Origin of the sequence: Halostagnicola kamekurae, from assembly GCF_900116205.1 — an archaeon.
Taxonomy (GTDB): Archaea; Halobacteriota; Halobacteria; order Halobacteriales; family Natrialbaceae; genus Halostagnicola; species Halostagnicola kamekurae.
In genome coordinates, this window is record NZ_FOZS01000002.1 from 121,375 (window position 1) to 139,670 (window position 18,296).

An 18,296-nucleotide genomic window follows, 5' to 3' on the forward strand; every position below is an offset into this window, starting at 1 on the left:
GGATATCTCAGTCTTGACCTGCACTCGATGACGGGAGGTGTTCGCCGTGACCTCTGCCGAATGCTTCCAGTGTGGTGGGCCGGCAGGTCACAAATTCGGGAACAACTACCTCTGTGAGAGCTGTATTCCCTCTTCGGACGCCGAATCGTCCAACTCAGAGGCAGAGGAAGCCACCGAATCCAGTGAGTCCGATACAAGTAGCACGTTCGGGGCTCCAACGACCGTATTCCCTGAACAACTGAAGGATGTCGATCAGTGGGTATGCTGGAAGTACATCGACGATACGAAGAAGGCGTTTGCGCCATGGTCTGACCGGAATCACACAGATATCGATCTGGAGGCAGACGCCCGTTATTCGTGGTCACTCCCTGCCAATTGGACCTCGTTCACCAAAGCAAAGGAATGGGCCAGTATGGTCCCTGATATTGACGGTGTTGGCTTCGTCCTTCAGAAAACATCTGAGCCCTACACCGAAGGGGACGCTGATCCGTTTGCGTTCATCGAAATACACATTGTTGAAGAGCCATTTGAAAAGGTTATCAACCGCCACTGTGAGCAGTGTACCAATCAAAACTTCCAGTTTGACAACCAAAATGATGAGCGAAAACTCGTCCTGTTCACGCGGTGGTTTGGAAAAAGAGCAACAGTTCCATTGACGACCAGATGGGGATCTCAATTGAGATCATTGCCTCACCTAGGTAGGCATGGCACTTCCGATTTCGTCACTCAGACGTTTGGAGCCTTATGTTGTCGTACATGTGTTTCACGCCCGTTTCCCAGACAATGTTCATCCCGACTGCGACGGTCGCGGCCCCGTCAATGTCGCTCACATCGTAGCGAAACGTCTTCCAGCCGGAATGGGCCTCGACATCGTTGCTCCGGTCGAAATCCGTTTCGACGAGTTCATCCGACTCCTTCGATCCGGCGTAGAACGCGACCTGCGTGAGGATGTTGAACGACTTCTGTTCGTTGTACACGTCGAAGAGCACTGAATCAGCGTCCGAGAGATCGACTGTCTGGGCGACCCAGATCGTCCCGTCGTCGGCGCTCCCGTCGAGGTAGAACTCGACTGAGGCGCACCCGTCGGAGGCTTTCCGAGTGACCGTCTTCACGCTGTGGTCGATCTTATCAGACGAGTCACCCGGCTCCTCGGGGAGATCCTTACCGATCATCCAGCTGTCGAGGCCGCACTCGAACGAACCGTTCTGCACGGTCGTCGGCACCGTGGGATCTAGATCTGGATTGCCGTCCCTCGGGTCCTGATTCGGACCGGAGTGGAGTTCCTTATTTTCATCTGATGATTTACTTTGCGACACGCCCATGTGACCGGCGAGAGCCACACCGAGAGCGGCTGTGCCAGCGTTCAGGATTTTTCTACGTCGCATCAATCATGCCTTTTGATGACTGGGATAAGGTATCTTGTGTAAGCTAAAACAATCCTTTGAGTTAACCTCCAAACGGTCGAACACACAGCGATTATTTAGCAACTCAAACTGAGCCACAGAGGGGCAAGCTCAAATGGCAGACTCGAATCGAAAGCAAGCGCTCGCGGTCAGCGTATTGTTCGCCTTTGATGCCTACATAGCCCCAATCTCTTGCCCTTGATGGTACATTGCAGGGATTGTCGTTACGGTCATCAGTATCTTCCTCCCCTGGTAAGTCAACTACACCCTGAACTCAATGCTATAGTTTGTTATAGGTGTGGTTCCACGCGGACCACGTCTTTCCTCGTTGAAGGGGCTATGTGACCCATGCCGAATACCCATGTCTAAACGTCTCCATGAGAGCAGTAGAGTATATCAATAAACGTTTGCCACAGAGCAAAAGACAGTAACTCCTATGCAGTCTTGTGGTTTCCTGTAAGCGGTAGGGTTCGGACTATCTATTGAAGAACCAGATCACACAGTACAAGTCTCGAGAGCCCCCCATTCTACAGAAAGAGGTAGTCAACCCACCCCTCAATTGGAGTGGCCTAATGTCCGTGATATACTCGTCAGAAGGCTTCTGAAACAAGAATTGTGTCAGTATGCCACGGCGCAAAACTCATCGGATGGTACACAGAGAATTGGTGAAAGAACCGAGTGTGTCCCGTCCCCTCCCTCGAGAGACGCGATACACATCACCGTGAATCCGGTCGGGGACATTCTCGGCTGACGTATCCCGATCAGGGTCGGGCATAACTCGAGGATGCATCCACACCGTCGTTGGACCTACCTTCTTAGACCAAATCTTTTCCCGGAGATCGAGTAGGGTGCCAACGACCTCGGGATCGCCCCACCGGAGGAGGCGACTGTAGTTGATGAATAAGTCCGACACGCTGACCCCGCTTGACGATCGTCCTGGTGACGACGGCAACTGATCTTTTCGTGGACTACTGTTCCCGTCGACGCCCTCGAGTCACATCTTAACCAACTTTTCTAGACGGCGCTTCGAACCCGTTGGTTAACAGTAGATAGTAGTACGATTTCTTTATTCAGTTCGAACCTGAAACGGGCGATCGGTGGCTACGTATGCAAATCTCCCGCGGTAACAGCGCACAGCACTATATCGTGGGACGGATATATTTAGAGGAGGAAAACCGTCTATTGGTTGGCCAATAGAAAGGCAGTGACTCTGCCGTGGGCGGTCGCCAGCAAATTCGAACCGTGGAAACCGACCAATAGAACTGCGAGTCCGACCAGTGAAGCAACCACTGCCTCCGGCAAGGTGTTGATGACGATGGGACCAGCTCCCGAGTCGAATAGAGGAATCTCATACTGTGTGAACGGTAGAGGGTACACGAGTGGTGCCACGATCAGCGCCATCCCGAGGCTCGCTACTACGACCACAAACAGGAACGTGCCGATGCCGACGAACAGGGAGACCAGGAAGTATCCGACCAGTAGATACGACTGTGGATCGGTCAATATCGTCTTTATGTACGAAACAAGCGGCTCCGTGGTCGGATCATGGACCAAGGTGTGACCAACCTCTATCCCGAGTAGTCGGCTGATAACCTTGGCTTCGAATGTGCTGGCGTAGTCGGTCAGACCGAGCACGAAACCGAGTACTGGGATACCAACGAGTACTGGCGTCAGTGCGACACCGATAGCGAGTCCGGTCAGAAAGACGGTGAAGTACCCGACACCAAGCGGGAGACGCAATAGGAGGAAGGCGACGTTACGGTACGTCTGTGGGTCGGTAACTGGGGACCAAAGCCGTTTATGGCCCGAATCCGGTGTGAATTCAGTCGAGTGGGAGGGCATCTTTAGGTGGATTCTGGTTGGCACACAGTATATTTCTATCGACATTTTAAGACCGCTCGCCGGCAACGAGACCACTATACTGACTACGCGCTCTGTACTTACCATGGGTTTCACGGAGAACTCTGAATAAAAAAACCGTGCTACCAACTACTGTTAACATCGGGGCAAATTCCGGGGTTACTGCACTTATTTGGAGTTTGGTGCAGTGAGGACTGATTTAGAAAAACACGGGACGGCGATACGGTAGGTGTGTTCGAACCCTACTTTGTTTTTTCTCGAGAAATATAATCTGAACTCTGATAGAACCCGAACCGATCGTCGCATACATCATCGTTCTGTTGTAACCGTAACAACAAAATTAGCACCACTCCATAGATTCTGTTTTTCTCAAAGCGCATCAACTTCGAGACCAGATTGACCGTATATAGGTAGTGTTCGGGAATGTATCTCGGGTAATTTATAGCCCTAAAGTGAGAACGTAACCGACGAGAGTATATTTAGCATGAGTAATGGTCACAACCCATTCAACGATCGGCTCGATTGGACGTTTCAGGGCTCTCGCTGTGTTGTCCATGGAGAGAACGAAAAGGTGTACGAAGGTTACGTCGAAATGGTCCACCATAACCGTGGGAGTGTGATTATGCATAACTGTCGCGAACTCACGGAAGGACAGAAAGTAGGTTCAGTGTTCGTTCGTATCGTAGACGAGATTATTCAACTTGAGAGTCATAAGGAAATTCAAGAGCTTAATCCTGAGAGGGTTGCTAATTCACCCCACTATGAAGCCAAAATCATACCTCGTGACTATCATATGCGACTCGCTTACCGAAATGGATACACCGGCTCATTCCCGGTTGCTCGAAAGCTAGAGAAGGATCATCCCCGGTTTGATCCGAGTCAGCAGTACGAACTTGTCAATGGGCACAAGAGGGTCGCTGCGATGAAGCGCGTTGGGCTACAGAAGCATCCTTTTGAAGTAATCCAGTGTACGGATGAGGAAGCAAAGGAGCTGTATGAACTTGCTCACCGCGATCAAGACTCAGAGGATAGCGAGGATGACTCTACAGATGAAATGTTGGAAGAAGGTCTCTCGAGCAGCCGCACAACCCAGGGAGTACGTCGGCCAACGGCTACCACCGGCCAGCGAATTCAACCACGAGAACATATGATCGACCGGCAATCTTCTTGAGGAGAGACGTTCGTTCCGGTTTTCCTCCCATGGAGGCAAGGTATTCGTAGACGACAATCACGACACAGATATCTATTCTACCGTGTAGAGTAACTCGAGCGGGAAACACCCTTCACGGGTGTAATGTAAATATACTGGTGCGCGTCTTGGTGCACTTCGCGGACTCGATATCGAGGACTACAACCGAGACGAACAGTGTCTTGAGTTCATCCATCGTCCTACTGGAGAAACGCCACTCAAGAATGGTACTGACGGTGAGCGAATCGTTGGGATCCCGGAGAAGGTCTGTGACATCGTGGATGCATATCTCCGAAAACATCGACTCGAGGAATTCGATGACTTCGGACATCGCCCGCTCTTAACGAGTCAATTGGGACGGGGATTGACGAACGCTCTCCGCGCTTGGATGTACCTTGCTACGGTCCCGTGTTTGCATTCTCGATGCCCGCACGGGAACGATCCGGAGACGTGTGACTACCTTGATTACTCGTCGGCGAGCAAGTGCCCGTCTTCACGAAGCCCCCACCAAGTGCGAACGGGATCGATTACGTGGCAACTCAATCGTCGTATCCCACCGGAGCGAGTCCCAGAGCGAGTGAACACTTCCGTCGAGGTTCTCCTTCGACACTATGATCAACCAACAAAAATGGAAGAAATGCGTGAACGACGCCGGCCATACTTGGATCAACTTACATTCGGTAACGAGGAAGGTGAAGGGCAATGAGGCTGAAATCCGGGCGACCCACTCACTTCTGTCACGAGCAAGTTCGTGAGCGACGAATGCGTACACTCTGAATGGGCGCAAGTATCGACTTTCGACTGACGTGTCGGTTTATCGCCGGTTCCGACGTTCTCGTTCCGACGAAGTCCGTCACGACGTTTCGGAATCGGTTTGCACCTCTTCGTCTTCGATCTCATCGAGGCGGTCGTGCAGCTCTTCGACCGCTTCATCGTCGACGGTACCCCAGTAGGCGACGACGGCGAGGGCGAGCACGAAGACGACCCCCCATCCGACGGTCGCGTGCTCCTGTGGAACGTATAGGTTAAAGATCCCGTTGATGACGCCTTCTAACGAGAAGACGACGACGACTGGGCCGACTACCTCGCGTGGCAGAAAGTGGTCGATGTACGCTTTGAGAACCGCTGGATCTACGTCCATAGCGGTAGTATTGCAGTGGAGTAATTAAGCCCCCCTCTCCAGCGAGGCGATCGATCGAGGTTGAGGGACACGGTCGCGTTGAACGAACTCGGTCACCGAATCATGGCGAAGCCTCAGCGCATGAGAGGATGTCACGTGAGAGACTCCAGTTCGGCCACCAAGCATATATACTCCTGATAGAATCCACCGGGCATGGCAACGCGTACGAACGGATCACTCGAGAACGTCCCGGTGGTACAGGGCGGAATCTACGGCGCGATCGCGTTCGTCGCCAGCTATCTCGTGTCGATAGTGCTCTTGCAGGGAGACCTCGAGTTCGACTTGGCGGGCATCGCCGAGCTCGTCTCGGAGAACGCGTTCGAGGCCGCCGGCATGCTGTGGTTCAACAGCCACTTCGTCGACCTCGAGGTGAACGTCATCGGACTGGACACCACGACGACGATGTTCGCGCAGGCGGAAACGGGGATTCCGCAAGTCCTCTATCACGTCGTTCCCATGCTCGTACTCGTCGCTGCGGGATATCTCGTCGGACGACGTGCCCTCGGCCCGGAAGCGTCCCTCGAGGACGGCGTGAAAGCCGGTGCGACTGTCGTCGTCGGCTACCTTCCGCTCGCAGCGACGGGTGCGTTCGTCTTCGCCGTCGACGGCTCCTTCGGTAGCGCACAGCCGGAGACGGCGACCGCAATCTTGCTCGCGGGGGCGATGTTCCCGCTCGTCTTCGGTTCGATCGGCGGAATCGCCGCCACGCAGTGATCGACGGGTCGCACGCCAATCGTCGGCGGCGACCGACGACGGCCCGCCGACCGAACTGATACCGGCGTATTTTCCGCTGGGCTTTCGGTGATCCAGCGCCGAGTCCAGACTATGTCACGACTCGTGGAACTCGAGGCGAACGGCCCGCGAAAACTCGACGCGGACGACCTCGACGAGCAGAAAGGCGACGTCGCGATCTGTCAGTGCGGCCTCGCCGAAACGTTTCCGTTCTGCGATGGGAGCCACCGAAAGACCAGAGACGAAGCGCCGGACAAGCGGTACGTCTACGACGAGGACGGCACTCGAGCGGTCGTCGACCGGGTCGTCCGCGACAACGACTCGGAGTGAGTGCCGACAGACCCTCGAACAGTCGAGTCGATCACGTCGGGGAGGCGATCGTACCCGCCCGCCGACGAACGCGGGTCGATCGGGCGAGATCAGAACACTTTCTCTTCGCAACGATAACACTCGAGTGTGAGTCGCTCGAGCGGGGAATCGCCCGACGGACGCCGAAGTTGGCTCGTGGCCGCTACCGGCGCGCTGGCAATGGTATTCACGTTCGGAACCGCCTTCTCCTACGGCGTCTTCATGACGCCGTTCAGCGACGCGTTCGGCGTCGAACCGCTGGCGCTTTCGACCGTCTTCGCGACCATGCTCTTCGCGTTCTACATCGGCGCCGGCGTCGTCGGCGTCTTCGGTGCTCGAGTCCCGTCCCGGACGATTTTACTCGTCTGTGCGGCGATTTCGGGACTTTTGGCCCCGTCGCTGTACGTCGTCGAGGGATACGCCGGTCTCCTCGTCGTCTTCGGGGCGCTCGGCCTGGCGCTCGGGACGGTGTTCGTCGTCCTCGCGTCTATCGTCCCCAGATGGTTCGACGCCAATCGCGGCACCGCGACCGGCCTCATTTTCGCCGGTAACGGGCTGGGTCTGTTCGTCTTGCCGCCGGCGTGGCAGTACGCGATCGACGCCAGCGGCGTTCGGAACGGTTTTTTCGTCGTCCTGTCGATCACCGCGGTCGCGTTCCTCGTCGCCGGCGTCACCTGTCGGCGGCCCGACTGGGCCGAGCGGTCGACGGCCTCGGCCGGCGAGATCCTCGAGTGGGTGCGCGGGCTGGCCGGAACCCGGACGTTCCGACTGCTGTTCGTCGGCGTCGGTCTCTCGTTTGCGTGGTACCAGTTGCTCACGGCATACGCGATCGACCTGTTTACCGCCCGCGGAATGACCGCAGCAGGCGCGTCGCTCGCGTTCGGATTCGTCGGCGGCTTTAGCATAATCTCGAGACTCGCAAGCGGATTCGTCGCCGACACCGTCGGCTACCGGCGAACGTTCATCGCGTCACTCGGGAGCGCAGCCATCGGCGGGGCGCTGCTGGTCCCTTCCCACTCGATCTCGACCGCGCTGTCGGTCTTCTGTCTCGGGATCGGCCTCGGTGGGTCGGCGACGCTTTACATTCCCGTCCTGATGCGGACCTACAGCCGGACGAAAGATACGGCGGTCATCGGAATTTTCAACGTGGCGATCGGCACGTTCTCGCTGGTCGCACCGCCGGTCGGGACCGCGATCGTCGACTCGACGGGCTCTTACACGGCGGTCATCCTCCTCACCGTGTTCGCACTTCTCGGCGCAATCTGGGCCATCGCCGTCGGGTCCTGATCCTATCGCCGCCGGACCTGCCCCCATCATCCTCGAGATCTGACTCGAACGCCGTCGAGTCCGGCCTCCACTCGCCCCCTGATTCCAAGTCCACTCGCCCAAACTCCATCGCCACCGACAGCCACAGCCGACGGCGTCTCCTTACCAGGTCTCGATCCGACCCGATCGAACGTCCTCGACGCACCCCTCACAATCCGGATGCCCGTGCTCGTAACACGCCGGACGAAACTCGTCGTCGAGTTTCGCCGCCCGCTGTTCGGCGTAGCGCCGACAGACGATCTTCGCGCGACCCGCCTCGTCGGTCGGCAGCGAGCGGGCGTGCTTTGCCCCCTCGTAGGCCGTTCGGGCCTCCTCGAGTTGCTCACCGGTCGATCGACGCAACCCTTCGTACTGCTCGCCCGCTCGTCGGAGTTTCGTCCGAACGAACCGCTCGAGACGACGCCCGTCTGACATGGCTCTGAAACAGATTCGAGCGCCGGCCACATAGGTTCGTCGCCGTCGCGGACTGCTTTCCGCGAGCGACGAGCAAAGTCGTGGAATCGAAAACCAGCTTGAACGCCGCACAATCGCAGTTGATCACTTTCGCTCCGGTGGCGGCAGTTTAAATAGTATCGGGAGCGAACGTCAGTATGCCTCCCATTGATACACAGGAGGAGGCGAGACACCATGAGCGACGTACGACAACACGCCGAAGACATACACGACCAGTTTTCAGATCATCTCGACATCACGGTCGACGACGTCGAGGAGCGCCTGACGACGCTCGTCGACGAGTACAAAGTGCCCGTCGACGAAGGTCGTCGGAGCGTCACGAACCACTACCTCGAGGAGGCGGGCCTCGAGCGCGAGGACATTGCGCGCGGCGGCAGCGAGGCCGTCAACGTCGAGGACATCGAGGAAGAAGAGCAGTGGGTCGACATCACCGCGAAGGTCATCGAACTCTGGGACCCCCGAAGCGACTCCGTCGCGCAGGTGGGACTACTCGGTGATCCGACGGGGACGATCAAGTTCACCAAGTGGGCCAAATCCGAGCTGCCGTCGCTCGAGGAAGGCGGCGTCTACGAACTGCGAAACGTCGTCACCGACGAGTACCAGGGTCGGTACTCGGTCAAACTCAACAGCACGACCGTCGTCGAGGAACTCGAGGACGACATCGAGGTCGGCGACGACACCTCCGAGATCGAAGGCGCGCTCGTCGACATGCAAAGCGGCAGCGGCCTCATCAAGCGCTGTCCGGAGGAAGACTGCACGCGCGTCCTCCAGAACGGACGCTGTAACGAACACGGCGAGGTCGAAGGCGAGTTCGACCTCCGCATCAAGGGCGTCGTCGACGACGGGATCGACGCCCACGAGGTCATCTTCGACGCCGAGGCGACCGAATCGCTGACCGGCATCAGCCTAGAGGAGGGCAAGGAGATGGCGATGGATGCGCTCGATACCACGGTCGTCGCCGACGAGATCCGCGAGAAGATCATCGGGACCTACTACCGCATCGAGGGGCCGACCTTCGGGCGGTACGTCCTCGCGGACGACGTCGAGGAACTCGACGGACCGGTCGACGCCGAACAGCTGTTGATCAAAGCGAGGTCGATGTAACATGTCTCAGGCAGAACTCACCCGCGAAGTCGCACGTCGCGTCTTCGCCTCCGAATTCAACGATTCGACGTACACATTCAAAGAAAGCGACGACGAGCGCGCGCCGAACTACGCGTTGCTCCCGACGGGCGACCGCGCGAACCGCGCGTTCATCGTCGGCACGCTCACCGAAACCGAAGACGTCGGCGACGAGAGCGAGTACTGGCGCGGCCGCGTCGTCGATCCGACGGGGACCTTTTTCGTCTACGCCGGCCAGTACCAGCCCGAAGCAGCCGCCGTCCTGCGGGACACGGAGCCGCCGGCGTACGTCGCGATCGTCGGCAAGCCGCGAACGTACGAGACCGAAGACGGTTCCGTCAACGTCTCCGTTCGACCGGAGTCGATCTCGATCGTCGACGACGCGACCCGCAACCGGTGGGTCGTCGAAACCGCCGAACGCACCATCGATCGGATCGAGGCCTTCGAGGAGTGGGAAGCCGAACAGGAGGCTCCCGAAAGCGGTTCGACGGCACCCGGCAACGAGTACGCCCAGATGGCTCGCGAACGGTACGACTCGCCGGTCGAGAACTACCGTCGCGACGTAATTCTGGCCTTAGAGAGCCTCGAGGATCTCGAGGCGACGGCCTGATCGTCGACCCGAGAGTCCATCCACCCGTCAGTTTCACACATTTTTCGCAGAGAAGTCGTCTACTGCCCGAATTACGGCGATGCTCGCCGTCGGAGCGTCTGACAAATCGTTAAGTAAGTCGAAGACGGTATCGGTACCAATGGGCAACAAGAACAAGACGATCTCGTTCCGGGTGAACGAGGACGCGTTCGAAGCGCTACAGGACATCGCCGCGGAGCGTGACATCTCGTTGTCCGCCGTGTTCCGCGATTACGTCGACCTGCTGGTCGAACACGACGGACAGGTCGAGGTGGTCCCCGAGTCCGAACTCGCCAGTCGAACGAGCGACGACGGCGAGCCGACCTATCCGCCGACCGTCGAGGTGCCAAAGAGCTTCGTGCGCGAACACGAGCGCCTCGAGCTCGAGGCCGAGCACCTTCGCGAGCAACTCGAGGAGCACAAATCGTACGTTTCGGAGCTTCGGAGTCGCCTCGAAGGGGAAGAAGACGAAGTGTTGTTGCTCGACGACCTCGACGAGGACGACGAGCAGTACCCGTTGCGGTAACCGCTCCCGATCGGTACGTCGCCCAAATCGCGCCAGTTATCTCGCGAGATCGTCTTTGACCTGCCGAATCTCGTCGCGTTTCTCACCGTGTCCGTCGACTCGAGCTAGGCCTTCTGCGGCCTCGAGCGTTCGAATGCCGCTGTCGAGAAAGGAGAGGACGTCGCCGGAGTAGGCATACAGCATGTAGTCGTCGCTCATCACGTCGACGATGGCGTCCGGCCCTAACCCCTGGGCGCGCAACTCGAGGAGATAGCGGATGAACTTCCGTTCCGGACAGCCACAGTAGGGATTGGTGTCACAGTTGCAGTCAAGAAAGTCGCTCGCGAAATCGAGGACCCGCTCTCTGGTGGCCTCGTCTAGCTTCTCGAGGCCGTTGCCCTGAAAGAGCACGTCGAGCGTCGCACCTTTGAACGCGCCTTTCGGGATGTTCGTCTCGAGTTGCGAGCTCAACTGCCGATGGTTCTTGACGTATATTTTGTCGGTGATGGCCACGCGTTGGCCGCCAGTAAGCGAGCGAGCGTCAAAAGCGGCTCGGAAGCGGCTCCTCGAGCGGACCGACACACCGTGACACGGCGTCCTCGAGAGCGTAACGTATTTCAGGTACTCCGCGATTACATAGAAGTACGCGTGTCCGGGTTGGGGTAGTGGACTATCCTTCAGCCTTGTGGAGGCTGAGACGCGGGTTCAATTCTCGCACCTGGACCTTTTCGCGACGACACTCGGAGGAGCGAAAAATCCGACGGAGAGATTGAATCACGCGAGATGAGCGTAGCGAGTCTCGCAGTCGGGTTCAATTCTCGCACCTGGACCTTTTTCACGACGACACTCGGAGGAGCGGCAAGTCCGACGAAGAGAATCGAACCGTATCAGTTGCGCAACGATCGATTACGGGAGTCAACAAAACCGATATCGGTCGCGTAGGAAACGCCAACGGGCCACGTCGCTAGCGCAGTTCGTTCGGTAGTCAGTCCAACGGCTGTGACTGCGAGGAGTGATTGACTTCGCCGCTCTGCTGGACGATGTTCAGCGCGGTCATCATGTCGGTTCTCGAGATCAGTCCGACAAGGTCGCCGGGTTCTTCGGTTCCGGAACCGCCGGCGTCCTCGAGAACTGGATCGTCGAAACCGCCGTCGTCGTAGACGGCCTCGTCCTGGATGGACGCGTCCGGGCGGGTCATCGAATCGTCTCCATCGACGACGAGTAGCCGTCCGATGCGTTCGGATTGCATCCGTTCGATCGCGGTCATCGCGTCGGAGTTCGCATCGATCGTCTGGAGGTCCGTCGTCATCACGTCCGAGACGGTAAACGCGTCGCGTTCGACGGGTTTGACTTCCTGTGCATCCGAGAGCGTGACGAGGCCGACGAGGTGTCCGTTGTCGAGCACCGGATAACCTGTGTGTCGCTCGGAGAACATCCGCTGGATGAGTTCCTCGACGCTGGTATCGGGAGCGACCGTGTGAAGGTCTCGAGCGGGCGTCATGATGTCGCCGACGGTAACGTCCTGAAACGCGGCTTTCATGGTCACCTGCTGGGACTCGCCGGAGGCGGCGATGTAGATGAAGAAGGCGACGCCGATGAGGATGATGTTGAACGTCACGAGCAGTCCGAACAACCCCATCAACACCGCGAAGAACTTTCCGATGCTCGCCGCCTGCTGGGTTGCCTTCGCGTAGGGCTGGTTTCGAGCCAACAGCGCCCGGAGCACGCGGCCGCCGTCCATCGGGAACGCGGGGAGCATGTTGAACCCCGCGAGCGCGACGTTGAGAACCGCGAGGTAGCCGAAGACGAACAGCGCCCCGTCGACGCTAGCTGGCGTGAGGAGAAAGAGGCCGTAGGAGAGCGCGCCGACGAGCACCGAGACGATGGGGCCGGCGATCGAAATGGCCAGTTCCTGTTTCCAATCTTCGGGCATCTCCGTGAACGACGCGACCCCGCCGAGCAGCCAGAGCGTGATCGAATCGATCGGGAACCCGTACCGCCGGGCGGTCAGCGAGTGGCCGAGTTCGTGGAGCACGACGCCGATAAACAATCCGATCGCCGCCGCGAATCCGAGCACCAGCGGCATCGGGCCGCCGGAGACCGCCGCCGTATCGATGCCGGCCCCGAGCAGGTCGTTGAGTAGGTCCGCGACCATCCCGATCTGGACGCCGATGAGATACGCGAAGAAGGGCAAAACCAGCAGAAACGTCAGATCGAGTTTGATAGGGATCCCAAACAGCGATCCGATACGGAAGCTCTTCCACATACCCGCATATATCGGCGGAAGAACCTTAAACACGCCGCCGAAACGCGGCGTTGTTCCGAGTCACGCCGGCGAATAGGCAGCCGTTTCACCAATGATTCTGTGGCGTTCTCTCGGTGACTACTGCGGCGTGACTGCCTCGCAGGTGTCGTGCTCGTGAAGTGCTGGACGGAGTTCTCGAGCATCGGTCGAACGGTGCACTCGAGATGGAGACCACTCGAGAGATGGTCGCCGTTTCGAAACCGTCACCGTCCGAGTCAGGTGACCAATACCAATGCATATAATCACACTATTATCTACTAGCCAATATGCATCCGTCCTCCCATAGAGTTATACGTGAGATCGTGGTCGATGTGTTCAGACCAATGACAGCCCAACTCACCACGACGACCGCCACCAACCGAGCCGCGTTACCGACTGAGCTGAACTCGGCGCAGGCGAAGCTGGTCTACCTCTACCTCGACGCGACAGCGGGTGCGACGATCCGCGAGGTGAGCGACGCGCTCTCGATGAAGCAGATGGCCGCACTGAGCGTTACCAAATCGCTTTCGACGCAGGGATTGATCGAGAAGACCGGCGACGAGTACGTTACCGTTCACTGAGCCTGGCCTCGAGACCTGGCCAGTCCGATGTCGTCTACAGGCGGAGCAGGCCGGGTGCCTCGGGGTCGTACGGAAATCGGAGATTTCCGTGATGACGAGAATCTCCGATTCTCGAACCACTTGACCCCGAGGCGGTTCACATATCTGGCTGTAACCGACGGGTTTCCGTTCTAGATCGGTTGCTGACTCCGACCGATTGCCGTCACCGACCAGTTGCCGCCCCAATCGATTGCCGTCGCCGATCAACTGCCGCTCGAGTTTTCACGACCGGCACTAACGGTGGTCGATCCGCTTTTATCGCGGGCACGACGCAGACGACGGTGGCGACGGGTTCGAAGCCTTTATCCGCGCGGTAGCACTCCGTTTTTGTAAGTAACTACAACCATGTCAGAGAAACCCGCCTCTATGTACCGGAAGATCGATAAGCCGGCCTACACCCGCCGAGAGTACATCACCGGCATTCCGGGCTCGAAAATCGCACAGCACAAGATGGGAGACGTCGCGGCCGAACCCGAGGACTACCCAGTTCAGATCAGCCTGCAGACCGAAGAAGAGTGCCAGATCCGCCACGGATCGCTCGAGGCCTCCCGACTGTCGGCGAACCGCCACATGCTGAAAAACGCGGGCGAGAACCAGTACAAGATGATCCTGCGAAAGTTCCCCCACCACGTCATCCGGGAGAACAAGCAGGCGACCGGCGCCGGTGCAGACCGTGTCTCCGACGGAATGCGCCAGGCGTTCGGCAAGATCGTCGGCACGGCCGCCCGAATCCAGCAGGGCGAGCGCATCTTCACGATCTGGTGTGACGTCGAGGACGCCGAGTTCGCGAAGGACGCGCTCCGGCGGTCCTACAATAAGATCTCGCCGCCGTGTCGCGTCGTCGTCGAGCGCGGCGAAGAAGAACTGATCGCATAAGGCCCGACCCGACCGTTTTTCGCGCTCTCTCGAGCAGAGCGCCGGCTATCGGATCGACGCCGTCCGTCGGTTCGTGAGTGCTCGAGTCGCCACTGCTGATCGGCGCGCGAGCCGAACTCCCGGCCGAATACTCTACCGTTTTTTGTCTCGGCCCCCCACACTCGAGTATGATCGATCTCGCGGTCGCAAATGATCAGGAGACGTTCCAGCGAATGCGAGAGCCCCTCTCCGAGCGGGGGATTGCGGTCCAGCACGTTCCCGTTCGCGAGCGCGTGGTTCCGCTGGGTTCGGACGCGCCGTGGTCCCCGGAGGAGTACGACGTCGGCTTCGTCTATCCCGGCCGGCTCATGGAAGGTGGGGTGGCCGATGCGTTGCTCGATATCCCGTGGCTCAACGACCACGAGACGGTGTTGACCTCGCGGAACAAGGCCGAGGTGCTCGCCCGACTTGAGCGGGCGGACCTTCCGATACCCGATTCGGTGTACGTCTCGAACGACGTGAGCGAGTCCGAACTGATCGCCGTCTTCGAGCGGTTCGAGCCGCCGGTGGTCGTCAAACCCAACTCGACGACGCGGGGCGTCGGCGTCGCGAAGGCCCACGATCTCGACTCGTTCCTCGGAATCTGTGACTACCTCTCGCTGGTACACGATTATCGGGCCACCGCCGACCAGTCGTTTCTCGTCCAGGAGTACCTGCCGGAGGCGGTCGACTATCGGGTCATGATGCTGGAGGGGGAGTACGTCGGGGCGGTCGAACGAACGCTTCCGGAGGACGCCGCGGCGCGAGGCCAGTGGAAGCACAACGTCCACCGCGGTGCGACCGCGACCGGCGTCGACCTGCCGAAGCCGCTGCGAGAACTCGCCGAGTCGGTCGCGGGGGAACTCGAGATTCCGTTCCTCGGCGTCGACCTGCTCGTGAGCGGCGACCGCGTCGTCGTCAACGAGACGAACGCCCGCCCGACGATCGACGACGAGACGAAGTACGAATCAGGCTTTTACGACCGACTCGCCGAGGCGATACGCTCGAGAGCGGAGTAGCCGATCGGACCGGGTGAAAATCCACAAGAAGAAACCGCTGTTCGACCGGAAACCCGGGCGAGATCGGGATCGGCTCGGCGTGCGCTTATTCGAGGGATATGTCGGAGGACTTCTCGGCCGATTCGAAGACGACCTCGAGAACGCCGTTGTTGTAGGTGGCCTCGGCGGTGTGTTCGTTGACCCGCTGTGGCAGCGAGACGCGCTCGTCGTACTGTCGGTGCTGGCTCTGGGCGGAGATCGTGAGGGATTTGCCGTCGCACTCGAGGTCGATGTTGTTCTTTTCGACGCCCGGGAGGTCGGCGATGACTCGGAGTTCGTCGTCGGTCTCGTGAACGTCGATGTGGGTATCGGTGCCGAAGCCGTTCTCGACGGAGCCGGCGGAGTCGAAGTCGACGTCGCCGCCGTTCATCATTTCGTTCATCATCCGCTCGATTTCACGAAAGAGATCGTCGAAGGGTTCGTCGCGATCATCTCGGCGCATGAACGACTCTAGTAGGGCACGTGGCAAAAACTTTCTGTCGGTCCGAATCGTTCTGCGGTCGAATTCAAAACGGGATCGGCCGAACTGAGCTAGAAGCCGATTCCCAGATGCTCGTTCGTCGTCGCGATACTGTCGGTCGCATCCGACGCGCCGAGGACCGCACGGATCGCGTCGACGTTTTCGGGGACGACGTCCGACTCCTGGTGGATGCCCTGAAAGAGATAACAGTCCCGGCCGACGGTCGAGATCGACTCTTCCCAGATGCAGTTCTCCCAGAGGTCGCCCCGCGGTCGTCCCACGTCGTGGGCGTACTCCTTTAGCTTCCCGCTGCCGTCGATCGACATCGACTCGGGGATCAAGAACAGACGCGACTCGTCGGCGAAGCGGTCGCGGATCTCGGCCGCGTCGACGGCCTCCTCGAGCGTGACGTTCAGGCTGTGCATGTGCATCAGGGTGGCGGGCACCTTCATCCCGAGCGTATCGATGTCGAGGTCCGGGAAGATCGTCTCGACGTCGGGGCCGTGGTGGGACGGGATCGTCACCGGGTCCGGGAGGATGTCGTTGATCGGGCCGCGAGATGTCTGGCCGGGATCGCCCCCGCGACGAACCAGCGTCGCGCGGACCTTCTCAACGCCGTAGGCCTCCTGAAGCGGCGCGATGACTCGAGAGAGGCCGGTCGTGTTACAGGAGACGACCCGGACGTGCTGGGCGCCCGTCGCGGCCTCGAAGTTCGAGCGCGCGTTGAAGCTCACGTCCACCAGCTCGGCGTCCTCGCCGCCCTGGTAGAGCGCCGGCGTGTCGTACTCCTCGTAGAGAGACTTGTTCTCGGCGCCAATTCCCGACGGCGTCGCGTCGACGACGACGTCGGCGTTCGCGACGAGGTCCTCGACCGGGCCGGCTATCTCGAGGCCCGCCTCGGCGAAGCGGTCGGCTCGCTCCTCGATCGCGGCGTAGAGCGGATACCCCTTCTCGACGGCGGTTTCGGCCTCGAAGTTCGGGCGCGTTTTCGCGACACCGAGTACCTCCATATCGGGCTGTTCCCGAACGGCGTCTGCGACGCGTTTGCCGATCGTCCCGTAACCGTTGATCGCGACCTGTATCATACTCCCGACTCCATTACGGACGCGGATAATCGTTTCGAGCCTTCTCCGCCGGTTTTTACTCGCCTCAGAGTTTGTACTCGAGCTGTCATAGGGGGCTGCCAGTTCGAGTCGTCCGCGAACTCGAGGCGTCTCGAGCGCCGGGAGAGCAAGACCTTTCGGCGTACTACACGCATCCAGAGGTATGACAGACCTTCGAACGCCTGCCGAAACGGCGATCCGACAGTGTCTCGACGTCCGGGCCGACGAGTCTTGCGTAATCGTCACGGACAGCAACCGCGAACCGATCGCGAACGCGCTCTACGAGGCCGCGCTCGAGCGGACCGACGATGTCGCGTTCGTCCGGTATCCGCCGGGAGACACCCACGGCGAGGAGCCGCCCGAACCCGTCGCAGCGGCGATGGCGGGAGCCGACGTCGTTCTGGCTCCGACGACGAAGAGCTTGAGTCACACGCGAGCGCGGACCGACGCGAACGAGGCCGGCGCTCGAGTCGCGACGCTGCCGGGGATCACCGAGGAAGTGTTCGCCACCGGTCTCGAGGCAGATTACGACGAGATAGCCACCCGCTGTGAGGCCATCCGCGAGCAGGTCGACGGCGCGGACGAGATCCGGGTGACGGCCGCGGCGGGAACCGACATCACGTTCGGAATCGGCGACCGGGACTTTCGCTCGGATACCGGCATCGTCCACGAGGCCGGTGCGATGTCGAACCTCCCCGCCGGAGAGGTGTTCGTCAGCCCCGAAACGGCCGAGGGAACGTTCGTCGTCGACGGCACGATGATGCCCCACGGGTTGCTCGAGGACGGCCGGACGCTGACCTTCGAGGTCGAGGACGGCCTCGTGACGGACATCTCCGACGACGAGATTCGGTCGACGGTTGAAGACGCCACAACGGAAGTCGGCGACGCGGCGTACAACCTCGCGGAACTGGGGATCGGGACGAACGTCGCCGTCACCGAATTGGTCGGCTCCGTGTTGTTAGACGAGAAAGCCGGCGGCACGGTCCACATCGCGATCGGAGACGACGCGGGCATCGGCGGCGACGTCGACGCGCCGATTCACCTGGACGGGATCATCCGCGAGCCGACGGTGTTCGCCGACGGCGTCGAGGTCGACCTCCCCGCGGGAGAATCGCGCTGAGGAGAGTCACG

At 59.6% G+C, this 18,296-nt stretch carries 19 protein-coding genes and 1 tRNA gene; 12 read left to right on the forward strand and 8 right to left on the reverse strand.

Annotated features, from left to right (window positions below; translation table 11 throughout):
- Nucleotides 1-722: 722 nt before the first annotated feature.
- Together BM348_RS21820 and BM348_RS08415 are read right to left on the reverse strand one after the other, a co-directional pair.
- Nucleotides 723-1,223 carry a hypothetical protein gene (locus BM348_RS21820; RefSeq protein ID WP_245779418.1) on the reverse strand — a complete coding sequence of 167 codons (501 nt, stop codon included), beginning with the start codon at nt 1,221-1,223 and terminating at the stop codon, nt 723-725.
- A 1,359-nt stretch (nt 1,224-2,582) separates the two neighbouring features.
- The gene (locus BM348_RS08415) at nt 2,583-3,350 is read right to left on the reverse strand and encodes a sensor domain-containing protein (protein ID WP_092903948.1); all 768 of its coding nucleotides are present in this window, start codon (nt 3,348-3,350) and stop codon (nt 2,583-2,585) included.
- A 484-nt stretch (nt 3,351-3,834) separates the two neighbouring features.
- Between BM348_RS08415 and BM348_RS08420 the strand changes: the two genes are divergently transcribed.
- Nucleotides 3,835-4,434 carry a ParB N-terminal domain-containing protein gene (locus BM348_RS08420; protein WP_175507139.1) on the forward strand — a complete coding sequence of 200 codons (600 nt, stop codon included), beginning with the start codon at nt 3,835-3,837 and terminating at the stop codon, nt 4,432-4,434.
- Nucleotides 4,435-5,305: 871 nt separating this feature from the next.
- On the opposite strand, the gene BM348_RS08430 is transcribed toward BM348_RS08420, so the two are convergent.
- On the reverse strand, nt 5,306-5,593 hold the full coding sequence (locus BM348_RS08430) for a hypothetical protein (protein ID WP_092903955.1): 288 nt from the start codon (nt 5,591-5,593) through the stop codon (nt 5,306-5,308).
- 192 nt (nt 5,594-5,785) lie between these two features.
- On the opposite strand from BM348_RS08430, the gene BM348_RS08435 reads away from it, so the two are divergent.
- The 3 genes from BM348_RS08435 (at nt 5,786) to BM348_RS08445 (ending at nt 7,999) form a co-directional block, all read left to right on the forward strand.
- Nucleotides 5,786-6,346 carry a hypothetical protein gene (locus BM348_RS08435; RefSeq protein WP_092903957.1) on the forward strand — a complete coding sequence of 187 codons (561 nt, stop codon included), beginning with the start codon at nt 5,786-5,788 and terminating at the stop codon, nt 6,344-6,346.
- 111 nt (nt 6,347-6,457) lie between these two features.
- The gene (locus BM348_RS08440) at nt 6,458-6,694 is read left to right on the forward strand and encodes a CDGSH iron-sulfur domain-containing protein (RefSeq protein ID WP_092903959.1); all 237 of its coding nucleotides are present in this window, start codon (nt 6,458-6,460) and stop codon (nt 6,692-6,694) included.
- A gap of 126 nt (nt 6,695-6,820) precedes the next feature.
- Nucleotides 6,821-7,999, forward strand: coding sequence for an MFS transporter (locus BM348_RS08445; protein WP_245779419.1), 1,179 nt, complete (start codon nt 6,821-6,823; stop codon nt 7,997-7,999).
- 141 nt (nt 8,000-8,140) lie between these two features.
- Here the strand turns inward: BM348_RS08445 and BM348_RS08450 are convergent, their stop codons facing one another.
- Nucleotides 8,141-8,452 carry a DUF7091 family protein gene (locus BM348_RS08450; protein WP_092903963.1) on the reverse strand — a complete coding sequence of 104 codons (312 nt, stop codon included), beginning with the start codon at nt 8,450-8,452 and terminating at the stop codon, nt 8,141-8,143.
- Between the two features lie 213 nt (nt 8,453-8,665).
- Here BM348_RS08450 and BM348_RS08455 point away from each other — a divergent pair, with 213 nt between their 5' ends.
- The 3 genes from BM348_RS08455 (at nt 8,666) to BM348_RS08465 (ending at nt 10,767) form a co-directional block, all read left to right on the forward strand.
- On the forward strand, nt 8,666-9,595 hold the full coding sequence (locus BM348_RS08455; protein WP_092903965.1) for a replication factor A: 930 nt from the start codon (nt 8,666-8,668) through the stop codon (nt 9,593-9,595).
- A gap of 1 nt (nt 9,596) precedes the next feature.
- Complete coding sequence (locus tag BM348_RS08460; RefSeq protein ID WP_092903967.1) at nt 9,597-10,223, forward strand: RPA family protein; 627 nt, start codon at nt 9,597-9,599, stop codon at nt 10,221-10,223.
- A gap of 139 nt (nt 10,224-10,362) precedes the next feature.
- Nucleotides 10,363-10,767 carry a CopG family transcriptional regulator gene (locus BM348_RS08465; protein WP_092903969.1) on the forward strand — a complete coding sequence of 135 codons (405 nt, stop codon included), beginning with the start codon at nt 10,363-10,365 and terminating at the stop codon, nt 10,765-10,767.
- Nucleotides 10,768-10,803: 36 nt separating this feature from the next.
- On the opposite strand, the gene BM348_RS08470 is transcribed toward BM348_RS08465, so the two are convergent.
- The gene (locus BM348_RS08470; RefSeq protein ID WP_092903971.1) at nt 10,804-11,259 is read right to left on the reverse strand and encodes a DUF5814 domain-containing protein; all 456 of its coding nucleotides are present in this window, start codon (nt 11,257-11,259) and stop codon (nt 10,804-10,806) included.
- Nucleotides 11,260-11,397: 138 nt separating this feature from the next.
- On the opposite strand from BM348_RS08470, the gene BM348_RS08475 reads away from it, so the two are divergent.
- Nucleotides 11,398-11,470 (forward strand) — tRNA-His (locus BM348_RS08475).
- A gap of 261 nt (nt 11,471-11,731) precedes the next feature.
- On the opposite strand, the gene BM348_RS08480 is transcribed toward BM348_RS08475, so the two are convergent.
- Nucleotides 11,732-13,012, reverse strand: a complete 1,281-nt coding sequence (locus tag BM348_RS08480) for a CBS domain-containing protein (RefSeq protein ID WP_092903973.1) — start codon at nt 13,010-13,012, stop codon at nt 11,732-11,734.
- A 362-nt stretch (nt 13,013-13,374) separates the two neighbouring features.
- Here BM348_RS08480 and BM348_RS08485 point away from each other — a divergent pair, with 362 nt between their 5' ends.
- The 3 genes from BM348_RS08485 to BM348_RS08495 all read left to right on the forward strand — a co-directional run bounded on the left by BM348_RS08485 (nt 13,375) and on the right by BM348_RS08495 (nt 15,563).
- A complete protein-coding gene (locus BM348_RS08485; protein ID WP_092903975.1) occupies nt 13,375-13,611 on the forward strand; it encodes a MarR family transcriptional regulator in 237 nt (78 codons plus the stop codon).
- A 384-nt stretch (nt 13,612-13,995) separates the two neighbouring features.
- Complete coding sequence (locus BM348_RS08490; protein ID WP_050050409.1) at nt 13,996-14,526, forward strand: 50S ribosomal protein L16; 531 nt, start codon at nt 13,996-13,998, stop codon at nt 14,524-14,526.
- Between the two features lie 167 nt (nt 14,527-14,693).
- Nucleotides 14,694-15,563 (forward strand): ATP-grasp domain-containing protein, encoded by an 870-nt coding sequence (locus BM348_RS08495; protein WP_092905483.1) that lies wholly within the window; start codon nt 14,694-14,696, stop codon nt 15,561-15,563.
- Between the two features lie 85 nt (nt 15,564-15,648).
- Here the strand turns inward: BM348_RS08495 and BM348_RS08500 are convergent, their stop codons facing one another.
- Nucleotides 15,649-16,044: an Hsp20/alpha crystallin family protein gene (locus BM348_RS08500; RefSeq protein ID WP_092903977.1), complete on the reverse strand. Its 396-nt coding sequence runs from the start codon at nt 16,042-16,044 to the stop codon at nt 15,649-15,651.
- A gap of 89 nt (nt 16,045-16,133) precedes the next feature.
- On the reverse strand, nt 16,134-17,147 hold the full coding sequence (locus tag BM348_RS08505) for a type II glyceraldehyde-3-phosphate dehydrogenase (protein WP_092903979.1): 1,014 nt from the start codon (nt 17,145-17,147) through the stop codon (nt 16,134-16,136).
- A gap of 181 nt (nt 17,148-17,328) precedes the next feature.
- Here BM348_RS08505 and BM348_RS08510 point away from each other — a divergent pair, with 181 nt between their 5' ends.
- Nucleotides 17,329-18,285, forward strand: coding sequence for an aminopeptidase (locus BM348_RS08510; protein ID WP_092903981.1), 957 nt, complete (start codon nt 17,329-17,331; stop codon nt 18,283-18,285).
- Nucleotides 18,286-18,296: the final 11 nt, after the last annotated feature.